The 12903-nt window shown below is 40.3% G+C and carries 8 protein-coding genes; all 8 read left to right on the top strand.

The window, feature by feature from the left end:
• Positions 1-6 precede the first annotated feature (6 nt).
• The 8 genes from WH223_RS18830 to hpf all read left to right on the top strand — a co-directional run bounded on the left by WH223_RS18830 (position 7) and on the right by hpf (position 12842).
• Positions 7-3327: a SusC/RagA family TonB-linked outer membrane protein gene (locus WH223_RS18830; RefSeq protein ID WP_340049413.1), complete on the top strand. Its 3321-nt coding sequence runs from the start codon at positions 7-9 to the stop codon at positions 3325-3327.
• Between the two features lie 8 nt (positions 3328-3335).
• Positions 3336-4784, top strand: a complete 1449-nt coding sequence (locus tag WH223_RS18825; RefSeq protein ID WP_340049412.1) for a RagB/SusD family nutrient uptake outer membrane protein — start codon at positions 3336-3338, stop codon at positions 4782-4784.
• Positions 4785-4788: 4 nt separating this feature from the next.
• Positions 4789-5247, top strand: a complete 459-nt coding sequence (locus WH223_RS18820; RefSeq protein WP_340049411.1) for a hypothetical protein — start codon at positions 4789-4791, stop codon at positions 5245-5247.
• Between the two features lie 14 nt (positions 5248-5261).
• Complete coding sequence (locus WH223_RS18815) at positions 5262-8060, top strand: M16 family metallopeptidase (protein ID WP_340049410.1); 2799 nt, start codon at positions 5262-5264, stop codon at positions 8058-8060.
• A gap of 3 nt (positions 8061-8063) precedes the next feature.
• Positions 8064-9839, top strand: a complete 1776-nt coding sequence (locus tag WH223_RS18810; RefSeq protein ID WP_340049409.1) for a hypothetical protein — start codon at positions 8064-8066, stop codon at positions 9837-9839.
• A 69-nt stretch (positions 9840-9908) separates the two neighbouring features.
• Positions 9909-11384, top strand: a complete 1476-nt coding sequence (locus WH223_RS18805) for a calcineurin-like phosphoesterase C-terminal domain-containing protein (protein WP_340049408.1) — start codon at positions 9909-9911, stop codon at positions 11382-11384.
• A gap of 218 nt (positions 11385-11602) precedes the next feature.
• Positions 11603-12484, top strand: coding sequence for a tyrosine-type recombinase/integrase (locus tag WH223_RS18800; protein ID WP_340049407.1), 882 nt, complete (start codon positions 11603-11605; stop codon positions 12482-12484).
• A gap of 13 nt (positions 12485-12497) precedes the next feature.
• Entirely contained in the window at positions 12498-12842 is a 345-nt protein-coding gene (hpf, locus tag WH223_RS18795; protein ID WP_340049406.1) for a ribosome hibernation-promoting factor, HPF/YfiA family, read from the top strand.
• Positions 12843-12903: the final 61 nt, after the last annotated feature.

The following is a 12903-nucleotide window of genomic DNA, read 5'->3' as shown; positions in this document are numbered from 1 at the left end:
TACTATATGAATCAAAAATGTTTTGGAAAGTGTTTATCCTTTCTAAAGGCTGATTTAGTGAAACCAAAAGTCTCCACGCTGCTAACCTTAGGCTTGGTTGCTTTTGCTTCAGCCCAAGGATTTGCACAGAGCATTCGCTTGGAAGCCAAAAACCAACAGGTAGAATCTGTCCTTAATCAGATTGAAAAACAGTCGGGATATTCCTTTATTTATGATGCGAGTATCTTGTCTAACAACAAGTTGTTAACCCTATATCTATCCGATGATGAGCTTAGCATAGCCTTGAACAAGCTTGCTAAGCAACTTAATGTGGAGTATACGATTGTTAACAAAACAATTACGTTGACGCCATTAAAAAAGCTGCAAGCAACGATTAAGCTTTCGGGTACCGTTTTATTGAACGACCTTGATGGTAAGTCGGCTTATCCGAATGCCGGTATTAGTGTGTTGGTTAAAAATTATGGTCGGGGAACCACAACGAATAACCGGGGGGAGTACACACTAGAAGTACCTGCAAATAGTACTTTAGAGGTGTCTTACTTAGGCTACAAAAAGCAAGAAGTAGCCGTAAGTACTTTGCAAAGCAATACAAATATTGTGTTGCAAAAAAGTATGGACTACATTGATGAGGTTATCGTAACAGCTTACGGTACCAAAGAGTCGCGTGAAAATCAAACAGGATCGGCCTATGTGGTGACGGCCAAAGATTTGGCCAACAAACCTGCTTTACGTCTGGATGCCTTGCTGGAAGGTATTGTTCCAGGTGTAGAGTTCAACTCGCAGGATGCTGGGTCAAACAGCTCTGCACGTACGCGTTATAGTACACGTATTCGTGGAGATGCTTCCACAACAGGTGGAGCGACATCAAACGAGCCTTTATGGGTTGTGGATGGTGTTCCTTTATATACCGGTGGAACCACAAACATGATTCCAGGTATGCAAGTTAGTATCAGTCCATTAACCTATTTGGATGTCAACGACATTGAAAGTGTAACGGTATTGAAAGATGCTAGTGCAACAACTATTTACGGTGCGAATGGCTCAAACGGGGTGATCCTCATCACGACAAAAAAGGGTAAAGGTGATCCTAAACTAACCTATTCGCTACGTTATGGTACCCAAAGTCGTCCTAATTTACGCCTAAACTTATTAGATGGACCTCAATACTTAGATCTAATTAAGCAAATGGGACTTGTAGATAAACTCGGTAAACTAGATACCACCGTGAATACGCAATGGGGGGATCTGTATTTTCAACGTGGGCAGAATCTTATGCATACCCTTAATCTCAGTGGATCGACTACAGCCGTGAATTACTTTCTTTCCGCTAATATGTATGATGATCGCTCCATTGTAATTGGAAATACGACCAAACGTTATGCTGTACGGTCTAACATAAATGGAAATATAGGTAAGCATATCACTGTGCAAAGTGGATTGTACGCAGCCTTTAGCAAGAATAAGCTGTTCAATCCTGGCGATTCTTATTTTCAGTATAGTGCTTTGATTAATCCTTTTGGGCCAAATGGAGAATATATTGAACGGGATCCGAATGGTAATCTTTTACAGAATATGCCAGGATTACGTGACCAAAATGATAATAAGCAACAGTCTTTTAATGTAATAGGGAATATAGGCTTTACCGTTAACCTTTTTGAAGGCTTAAAATTTATCAATAGGAATGGTCTTGATTTTAGCTCAGGTGTTGAAGATCAGTATAATTCGATGAATAATTATACAGGGGTAGAGGCTAAAGGAAAGGCTTATCGTGGAGAGTCTCAGGTGATGAACGCGATTAGCAACAACATGATGACCTATGAGCGTAAAATTGGAAAAGGTGATTTAGATATTTTAGTCGGTACAGAAGCACGGATAATGGAACGCCATTCGGTGTCAGCGACTGGTAGTAATTTTCCAAATGATTATATCCGTGAGGTAGGTTTTGTGGCGGTTGTAAATAGAATAGGTACAACAAGTCGAGCGAAAGAAACCTTGCTTTCCTACCTTGGTCGCGCAGGTTATGTCTACGATAAACGGTATGCCCTTAACTACACCTATCGTAAAGATGGTAGTTCCAACTTTGGTAAAGATGTAAAGTGGGGTATTTTCAATTCCATTGGAGCAGCATGGACGGTAAGTAACGAAGCTTTCTGGCCAAAGAATGATATCGTTGATTTCTTAAAGTTTAAGGCTTCCTACGGAAATAACGGTAATTCAAGGTTCTCTGGTGCTTATGCGAAAGGTATTTATAATTTTAATACCGTGAACAGCTACGGTGGTGAGTCTGGTGCCGTAATGACACGTGGAATCAATGAAGGGCTGAAATGGGAAAGTACCAATATGTTTAATGGTGGTTTAGATTTCAGACTTTTTGATCGTGTAACGGTGGCTGCCGAGTATTACAAAAACGTTACGAATGATTTGATCGACAATACCTATGCATCCATGCTTACAGGGTTCCGTAGAGTCTATGAGAATGTTGGTAAAATTCAAAATACAGGATTTGAGTTGGCTGTTAATTCTGATAATATTAAGAAAGATAATTTTAACTGGAGCAGCACCTTTATACTTTCCTTCAACAGGAATAAAGTTTTGCAGATGTCGGATGGTACCGATCGTTCTGTAGGCACAAAAATCATGCGGGAAGGCTATAATTCAAATTCTTTCTATCTGGTTCGTTGGGCAGGGGTAGACCCATCTACAGGTGATCCGATGTGGTTAGATGCGAACGATAATGTTACCAAGGTCTTTAATTCAGCAAACCGGGTTATTGTAGGTAACAGTACGCCAAACTTTTATGGTGGTATGACAAATAATTTTAGCTACGGAAATTTCAATTTTTCTATCTTCTTTAAGTATAGTCAAGGAGGATTGATGTTTAATGATGTAGAACGTCGTATTGGTTTGGATGGATTGAATATTTTAAATGGTAATCAATCTGTCAATATGTTGAATGCATGGCGTTATCCAGGACAGCTAGCGACCAATCCCCGTCTATCGAATGTAACAACAGAGTCTACTTTAAACTCAACACGTTTCTTACTAGATCGTAGCTATCTGTCTTTAGAGAATATCAGCGCAAGTTATACATTTCGAGATGGTTGGGTAAAGCAGTTAAAATTAGCAAATGTGACCGTTGCTGCGATGGCCAATAAAGTAGCCTTCTGGACACCATACAGCACCAAAAAAGGATCTGTTAATCAATATGCGTTCTTGACACAAGCAAATAATCTTAACCATGGCAATGTTACGAATGGTTACGGAAATATCTTGCCTGAAGGAGAACGGTTAAGTAGTTATTCGCTAAGTATAAACATTGGATTTTAAGTTTTAAAATGAAGTTATTAAAATATACAGCTTTAGCTTGTGTCTTATTCACAAGTTCTTGCGGATCTTCTTTTTTGGAGGTTGAACCCATCGGACAGTTGGGAAAAGATCAATTGTTCACCGATTTAAGTGGCTTGCGTAGTGCCTTGGTCGGGAGTTACGGTCTAGCCGGAAAATTCTTCCAGTCGGAATATGGTATTTATGGCGACTTGCGTGCCGATGATGTGGTCCGTTTTAATGGGGGAACGCAAAATTATATGTTAACAGATTATAATTATACCTATAATGAAGATGATCAAATAGGGTCAACTTTGAGTATTTGGTTCTCTGGTTATGAGTCTGTCAATAATATCAATAACATCTTGAACTCAGCTGATAATATAAAAAAGGCTGTACCAAGTCAAGCTGCCGATATTGACGCTATCGTTGGACAAGCGCGTATTTTACGGGGACTTACGTTTTTAGCTTTAGCGAATGTGTATAGTCAACATTATACCTATACGGCTGATGCTTCACATTTAGGCATTCCGATTCCTTTGGTTACCCCTTTGCCTAATGAGCGGGTTCCGCGTGCAAGTATGAAGGATACCTATGCACAGATTATCGCCGACTTCGAAGCTGGAGCACAACTTTTAGGGAACAACGCTGGGAAGAGTAAAATTTATGCTTCTAAAGAAGCTGCTGAAGCCTTGTTGTCACGTGTTTACCTTTATATGGAACGGTATGATCAGGTTATTGAGCAGAGTTCAAAATTAATTGATAGCAAAAAGTTCACGCTGTCGTCAGCGGCAAATTACAGTGAAATGTTTATGGCTAATGATCAATTAACTTGGCAAGTTGCACCGGAGGTTATCTGGCAATTTACATTAAACGTGAAATCATTAGGTAGTTTGTCTGACTTCTATTCCAACAGAACTTCGTTTTTAGCGGGACCAACAGATGCATTTATGGGACTATTCGATACGGATGATGTGCGCAAAACGATGTTCTTGTATAATCCAACTTCAGAACGATACATGTCGCTTAAAAATGCACGCAAACCCGACGTTATTGACCTCAACTGGCCGATTAATTCGAAAGTCATTCGTTTAGCCGAGGTGTACCTTAACCGTGCAGAAGCCTACTTCCAGCAACAGAAATATAATTTGGCGGAAGCTGATTTAAAGGTGATTGTCGGTCGTGCAAAAGGTATTGCGCCTGCTGCGGTGACTTTGACTTATGGATCTCCAGCGGAGCTTTTGACATTAATTAAAAATGAAAGACGTAAAGAATTAGCTTTTGAAGGACAACGTATCTATGACATTATGCGTTACAAATCAAATCTGAATAGAGGAACGGGTTGTACTTCTTCCGTATGTAGTTTAACTTATCCAAATGATTTGTTTATCCTGCCGATTCCGAGGGCAGAGCTCGATGTTAATAAATCAATTTTACCTAATCCTACCGTAAATAAATAGTACCATGAAAAATATTGTATTCGGTTTGGGGATGCTGTTAAGCCTGCTATTTGCTTCTTGCAATAAGGAGCTGGCTACGCCTTACGATCACCCATTCTTTTATATCCACGTTAAGAAAGCATCTGAAGTACAGGTGCAGACGGCAAGAAATGAAACGGTCGAGTATCCCGTATATTTTAGTACCAAGCAACAGTATGAAGCAATCACCTTAGACTATGAGGTCATTGTGGGCGACGGGCTGAAAGCAGGCGTAGACTTCGAGTTGTTAAATACAGGAACTTCCTTAGTTTTTAAACCTGGTTTTGTGGAAATGCCTATCCGTATTCGTTGGATTTCGCATGCTGTAGATCCAGCTAAAGACAATACGATTCGCATTAAGTTGCTGAAGAACGATAAGCAAATTACTATTGGCTTGCCAGGTCCTGATGCCAATCAGTCGGAATTAAAAATTATTAAGATCTAATGATGTTTAATCGAATGAAAAAAAGTTGCTTTTTGTTCGTTGCGCTATTGCTTTCGCTTTTGGCCGTACGTGCGCAGGTCTTACCACAAGACCCCAAGCTTGTGGCGGGGGTGCTGAAAAATGGTTTTCATTATTACATTTATCCCAACACATCGGGAAGCCAACAAACGGCTATACAGCTATTTGTCAATGCTGGATCTTTGCAAGAGCGTGATGATCAACGTGGCTTAGCTCACTTTGTGGAGCATATGGCTTTCAACGGAAGTAAGAACTACCCGAAGAATGAAGTCATCACCTTCTTGGAGTCGCTAGGAGTTAAATTTGGTGCCGATCTTAATGCACATACTTCTTTTGATGAGACCGTGTATAAAATAACGATCGATAGCAAAGAGAAGGCTAACCTGGCTAAAGCGTTGGCTATTGTTTACGATTGGTCATTCAATTTGAGTTTTGATTCTCTAGAGATAGAAAAAGAGCGTGGTGTAATTATCGAAGAATGGCGTACTAAACAAGGCGTTGATGCGCGCATGAGTGATCAGACTTTGCCGTTGATTTTTTATAATTCGCGCTATGCGGAACGTCAGCCTATCGGTATTTTAGATATTTTGCATCATTTTCAGCGTCCAACGATTGTTGATTTTTACCAGTCATGGTATCGACCGTCTCTGTTGGGTTTAGCTATTGTGACCAATCAAGATGTAAAAGAAACTGAAAAGTTAATTAAGAATCTTTTTGGCAAAGCCAAAGATAAAAAGCAAGCGCCACGACGAGAGGTTTATACGCTGAAAGAACATCAGGATACCTTGTTTAAAGTGTATACCGATAAAGAAGCGAACAGTATTGATTTTAGTTACATCACCAAGTTGCCTGCATCCAATGCGGTCAATACGAAGGCGGATTTCTTGACGAGTATGCAGCATCGGGTGGTGAATAGCCTGTTAAAGAAACGTTTTGATCGATTAGCGCAGCTTGATAACGAATACAAAAGTGCATCGATGTCTTTTGCTGATTTATTGTTACACAATGGTCTTTCCATTGGTGGATCCGTATTGTATGAAGACCATATCGAATCGGGCATTCGTAAATTTCTGCTCGAGAAAGAACGGTTAGTACGTTACGGCTTTACAAAACAGGAGATTGACGATTACAAAAAACAATATCAAGCGCAGCTGGAACGCGCACAACCTGAAAAAGAAGTGCATGCAGGCTTAATGCTAGCCAGTTTGAAGAATAGTTTTTTCACCGGCGAGTTGTTGTTGGATAAAGAGTATAGCCGTGTGTTGACTTTATCGCTATTGGATAAGATAGATTCTGTAAGCCTTCAGCAGCATTTAAACGGCTATTTTAAGCCTGGCAATACCGTTGTCATCCTATCTGGACCAACACGCTTAGCACAAGCATTACCTACGCAAGAACATTTATCTGCCTTGTTTACGGAGGCTGCTCATGCAAAAGTATCGCCCTGGAAGGATCAGGTTGAAATTCCAGAACAGCTTCTACCGAAACTCCCAACAGCTGGACAAGTGGTCAGTAAAAGCTTCAACGAAGCGATTGATTTGCATACATGGACATTATCAAATGGTGCTAAAGTATACTTGAAAAAAAGTGCAGGACGTAAAGAGCATATACAGCTAACGGCTTTCCGTAAAGGAGGTGTGTTGGCTTTAGATTCGGCCGACTATATCAATGGTATTTATGCGAAAGATATTATTGGTGCGAGTGGTGCTGGTGATTTCAGCCGACAGGCGTTGACGAAGTATTTGAATGGCAATTCGGCATCATCGGTATTTGTGCTTTCGCAACACCGCGAGGGATTATCCGCGTCAGCAAGTATGAAAGATATGAAAACCATGTTTGAGCTTTTGTACTTGAAGTGGACACATCCACGTGTAGATGCTACTGTGTTTGCCAATTTTAAGAAAAGGACTCTAGACGCGGCGAAAGAAAAAGTATACAATATGACGACGGCCTATTACCAAGCGATTGGAAAAGCCGTGGGGGCAGATGATAATGAAAGTAATGAAATTTCAGCTGATCGTATTGCCAAAGACTTACAGTTAGATCGTATTGTTCCCGTATTTAAGGAACGTTTCCAGTCGGCTAGTGATTTTGATTTCGTGCTGATTGGTGATTTTGATGTCGATACTTTACAGCCTTACATTGAGCAATATATTGGTGCTTTGCCGGCAGGTGCATACACGAAAGCGCAACGTAAACCTTCGTATTCGCAAAATGTGAATCAAGATATATTGCTATATGCGGGGGAGGCCGATAAAGCGACCGTTAATCTATTCTTTCAGACGACGGATGTTCAATATGACTATCCAGCAATCTTGTTTAATGAGTTGATGGAGAATGTGCTTAAAGTGAAGCTACGCAAGAATTTGCGGGAAGAACATTCTGGTGTCTATGGCGTAAGTGTTAAAGTTAATGCAACTTCTGAACCCGCTAATTTGATTCGTACGCAGATTAATTTCTCTTGCGAGCCTTCACGTAAGGATTTTTTGATAGACCAAGTTTTTGTAGAATTGGCACATATCGCTAAAGATCCAAATTACTTTACGGAAGAGTTGGAAAATGCAAAAACGCAAATGATACAGACCTACGATAATCAGTATAACAAAGAAACTTTTTGGAGCGCCGAATTGCGCAATCATATCTATTTCCAATTTGCGAACTGGAATTATTTTACAGATTACAAAAAGATGGTGCAGGCGATAAGTACGGCTGATATCAGTAAGTGGACACAGGAAAAAGTCAACAAGGCAACGCAGGTGAAAGCAGTGCTGATGCCCGAACGTTTTAAAAAATAAACTATGAAAAAGATATTAAGTATAAGTGCAGTTCTTGTATGCGCGGCTCTTCTCTTTACGGGTTGTAGCAAGCAACAAGAGATTTATGCCGATAATATAGAGCTGACTTCGTTCAGTTTCGAGCCAGCTTCCAATGTGGGGCTTCAACATCCTATCAATGCGGTCATTGAAGGGAATAACATTTACATCCGGGTGCCTAATGCTATTGATATTACGCAGTCTGTTCCTTCGTTTACAACAAATAGTGATCCTTTTGTCACCTATGTTGGTAGTCAAGTGCAGGAGTCGGGTATAACGCCAATCAATTTAAGTAAAGCCACGGTCTACCGTTTTCAGTCGCCACGTGCTATGTCACAATTTACGGTGCATGCCTTGAAAAATGCTTCTATCTTGACTTTTGGCTTCTATGCAGCGGATAACAAAGATTTCTTGTTTAAAGATTATCAAGCGAAGATTACGAAGACGGCTATTCAGATTGACTTGCCTATTGATGCAGACGTGACTAAATTGGTGGCGCGCATCACGACAAGCGCTGGGGCAACCATTAAAGTTAATGGCGGTTCTTTTGTGAGTGGAAAGACAGAACTCGATTATACACAACCAAGAACATTGGAACTTAGCGATCCGGAAAGTGATACACCTGAGCATTTTGTCGTTACCGTAGGTCGATTGACGGCTCCACAATGGACGAAAATTCCGTTGTCAAGCTTCTTTGAAGAGTCTAAGATTTCATCTTTTGCCTTAGATTTTCATCCAAATACCAACCAGCCGTATGTGCTCGTTCAGCTATCAGGAGCTACGGATAACTTACGTAAGGCAGCCATGATTGGTTATGACGCGCAAACGAAGCAATGGTTTCCTGTAGGTGCTGAAGATGGTTTCTCTGAAACCCGAGTAGATGTCGTGACGATGGCTTTTGATAGTAAAGGAACTATTTATGCCGCTTACAAAGATTATGGAGCAGGCGCAAAAACACAAAATGCCTCGCTACAGAAATTTGAAAATGGCGCTTGGTCTTATGTCGGTGGACAGTTTGGTTCGTATGAGCGCGTGACCTACTTAAGTATGCAAGTAGATGCTACAGATGTACCGTATATTGGTTACATCTTTGGGCGTGCCGCAGCACCTTATCCAAACCGTGGTACCTATGTAGAGTCTTTCAAAAATGGTGCTTGGTCAGGACAAACTTTCCCGCAATCGTCAACAGGTTTCTCTTCGAAAATGTTTAAAGGACGTGATAATAAATTGTACTACGCGACGATGGACCTTGCTAAAGGCACAGCGGTACGTAAGCCATCCATCTATAAGCTCGATAAAGGTACGTGGTCTTTAGTCGGAACGACAAATGTGGGCCCTTCAAATTCTAACTCGGGTAATCAAGGTATTGATTTAGATGTTACTGAAGATGGACAGATTTATATGGTCTATCAATCCAACTCGCCGTCGTATGTTACTTATGTGATGCACTGGGATGGTACAACGTGGAGACAGTTGGGTGATGGCTTTGCTCAAACGACGAGTTCTACAGCAAATCGGGATAACGTAGCGATTAAAGTACATCCAGATGGACGAGTTTTCCTAGTTTATGGCGATTTAAACAATGGGGTTAAAGTAACAACCTATAATAAAACAACGGGCAACTGGAACCCATCGACACAGGTGTCTACACAGAATAGTGATAAATTTGAGTTGAAAATATCTAAAGAAGGTATTCCTTATTTATTAACAAATATTGATAGTAAGGCTACTTTGTTTAAATACGATATTCCTGGATTATAGTTAAATAAAAGCGTGTCGCTCTAGAGTGATACGCTTTTATATACATTGCGATAAATACATAGTTTTTGTATGGTAAATAAATTGAAATTAGGAATTAGCTGCTGGCTCTTTTTGCAAAGTGGGTTAGCTATACAGGCCCAAACGGCAGGTGTTGATATTGTGGTGAAAGGTGTCGTTTTTGAAGATAAAAATGGGAATGGTCTTCAAGATAAAGGAGAACATGCTCTAAAAGATATCTTGCTATCCAATGGAGTTGATATCGTATCTTCCGATAAAAAAGGAAAGTTTGTTTTGTCCGCCAAAAAGGGACAATCTATTTTTCCCATTTTGCCTTCGGCCTATAAAAAAACAAACGTTACCTCCAAGGTGAGCAATGCCAATTTTTTATACCTTAACCCAAATCAGAACTTTACGGATACCGTAAATTATGCTGTCTCTTTAACGAAAGTTTTAGCGAATAAAGCTCCTTTTACTATTGGTGCCATTGGCGATATACAAGTCGATAGTGAAGAGGAAGTCACTTTTGCCGCCAAAAGCATCTTCAAAGAATTGGCGCAGCGCAACGATTTAACGTTAAACTTGATGTTGGGCGATTTGGTGAATAATAAGATGGAGTTGCTAGCTGATGTCAAAGAATTGATGGAGTACCTCCCGCAAGCGTCCTGGACGTTGGTTGGCAATCATGATCGACATGTCGAAAACCCGATGTTTATGAATGATGTTTTCAACCAAACATTCGGAGCCGATCGGTACGCCTTCAATCAGGGTGCTGTACATTTTGTTGTGCTCAACAATGTGTATGCTACGGGCAAAAATAGCTATGAAGGTCGCGTAGATGAAGAACAGCTACTTTTTCTGAAAAACGATTTGAAGCATGTGCCTAAACAAACGACTATTGTCATCAGTCAGCATATTCCGATGGCGCATACGCGCAATCGTGACGAAATCTTCAACCTATTGGCTGGCTATGAACGGGTGTTGATCCTCACAGGGCATACGCATACCGTCAACCGTTATTTCTTTGCTAATACACATATTCAAGAAATAGGAGTTGGTGCTACTTGCGGAACGTGGTGGCGTGGAGAGAAAAATAGTGATGGCATTCCCGAGGCTGTTATGCAGTGTGGTACGCCAAGAGGCTATTTTACGATTCATTTTACGGAAAATAACTATGCTATTCAATATAAAGCTGTGGGGTTAGACGCCCACAAGCAGGCATCGCTGGTACAGGAAGATGATAAATTGGTTGCCAATGTATATGCTGGTAGCGATAGTACAGAGGTGAAACTGAAGATTGATGAAGGGGAGTGGCAAACGATGACGCAAACGAAAAGGGTTGATCCTTATATTCTGACCGTGGTTGAGAAAAATAAAAGTAAAGTATATCCAACCTTAGGCAACAGTATGAATCCCGTTACGAAACGAGCGTCGACTCATATTTGGGAATTGCCTTTGCCTAAAGAGCCGTCGAATAAAATTCGTAAAGTGACTTTGGTAGCTTCCGATTGTTACGGATTGAATATTACAGAGGAATTTATATTTTAACCTTTTAAGTATGCTGCATTTTTAATGTAAGGTAGCAATGAGAAAGGCTCGAAGTCGTATGTATACATATTACTTCGAGCTTTTTTTTATGTAAAACTATTTGTAAAATATACCGGCTTCAATAAACGTCTGCTAATTGTAGCTTTCGGGTAACAAATACAGCAAATCATTTGTTCATGTCAATTTAATCATTAACTTTAAGCGAAGCAGAGATTAACATGGAGAAGCAGCGGTTTTTAAGTTACATTCAGTTTGAGAAGCGTTTTTCGGCGCATACCTTACTGGCCTACAAAAATGACCTCGATGCTTTCGACGCTTTCTTGGCTACAGAAAAACTAAACCATGATGCGGTAGATTACCGTGTCGTACGGCAGTACCTAGCCATACTGAAAGAGGAAGGAAAAGCAGCAAGCAGCATCAACCGGATTATCTCTTCATTACGTTCTTTTTATAAATTTTTAATTCGTGAGCAGCTACGCACAGAAAATCCGATGACTTTGATTAAGGTGTTGAAGACACCCAAAAAGTTGCCTGTTGTCGTCGAGCCTGAAAAATTAGTAGGGTTGTTGGAACGGCAGGAAGCGGAGGCGGAGAGTTTTCAAGAGCTACGTAGTTTCGTGGTGATGGAGTTACTTTTTGGTACAGGAATTCGTTTGGCCGAATTGTTAGGTATTCAGGAAAAAGACCTGGATATGTACAACCAGAAGATTCTGATTTTTGGAAAACGTAATAAACAACGTTTTGTACCTATTCATCCTACTTTGATACAGGCAATCAAGAAATACATGAAGCTCAAGTACGAAGAACCTTTTAAAAACAATTCAGGTGCATTAATCGTTACTAATGAAGGAAAGACAGCTTATCCAGCTTTAATCTACCGAATTGTTAATAAAGGATTGGCAGCGATCACGACACAACAGAAAAAAAGCCCGCACGTATTGCGGCATACGTTTGCAACCAGCTTGCTTAATAATGGTGCAGACCTCAACGCCATCAAGGAATTGTTGGGGCATGCAGGACTAGCAGCAACGCAGGTGTATACGCATAATTCAGTGGAAAGATTGAAATCGATTTATAAACAAGCTCATCCAAAAGCTTAAAAAAGGAGGAAAAATGAACATTACAGTGCAATCTATCAAGTTTGATGCAGATCAGAAGTTGGTTGACTTCATTAAGAAAAAAGCAGCTAAGCTAGGCTTATTCCTTGACAATATTATCGAAGGTTTTTGCTATTTGCGATTGGAAAATGTAGAAGATGAGGCCAATAAGGTCGTGGAGTTAAAATTAAATATTCCTGGCAGTCAGTTGTTCGCTAAAGCACAGGCCAAAACCTTTGAGGAGGCAACCGACGTCGCTATAGAATCGATACGTAGACAGATTAATAAATATAAAACGAAGGTTAAGAATAACGTGAGTAACCATAAGGAGATTCTTAACAGCGAAGAAGACGAATACTAGTCTTTATTAAAGTTGTATAAAAATGAAGCCTCGCAAATGATAAATTTGCGAGGCTTTTTTA

The sequence above is a fragment of the Sphingobacterium sp. MYb382 genome (genome assembly GCF_037572665.1).
Taxonomy (GTDB): Bacteria; Bacteroidota; Bacteroidia; order Sphingobacteriales; family Sphingobacteriaceae; genus Sphingobacterium.
Note: the sequence above shows the minus strand (reverse complement) of the source record. Positions and strands in the feature narration are given on the sequence as shown.

Excerpts from the sequence above, each read along its gene's own strand:
- WH223_RS18830 (WP_340049413.1), top strand. The coding sequence starts at position 7 with ATGAATCAAAAATGTTTTGGAAAGTGTTTATCCTTTCTAAAGGCTGAT.
- WH223_RS18825 (WP_340049412.1), top strand. The coding sequence starts at position 3,336 with ATGAAGTTATTAAAATATACAGCTTTAGCTTGTGTCTTATTCACAAGT.
- WH223_RS18820 (WP_340049411.1), top strand. The coding sequence starts at position 4,789 with ATGAAAAATATTGTATTCGGTTTGGGGATGCTGTTAAGCCTGCTATTT.
- WH223_RS18815 (WP_340049410.1), top strand. The coding sequence starts at position 5,262 with ATGAAAAAAAGTTGCTTTTTGTTCGTTGCGCTATTGCTTTCGCTTTTG.
- WH223_RS18810 (WP_340049409.1), top strand. The coding sequence starts at position 8,064 with ATGAAAAAGATATTAAGTATAAGTGCAGTTCTTGTATGCGCGGCTCTT.
- WH223_RS18805 (WP_340049408.1), top strand. The coding sequence starts at position 9,909 with ATGGTAAATAAATTGAAATTAGGAATTAGCTGCTGGCTCTTTTTGCAA.
- WH223_RS18800 (WP_340049407.1), top strand. The coding sequence starts at position 11,603 with ATGGAGAAGCAGCGGTTTTTAAGTTACATTCAGTTTGAGAAGCGTTTT.
- hpf (WP_340049406.1), top strand. The coding sequence starts at position 12,498 with ATGAACATTACAGTGCAATCTATCAAGTTTGATGCAGATCAGAAGTTG.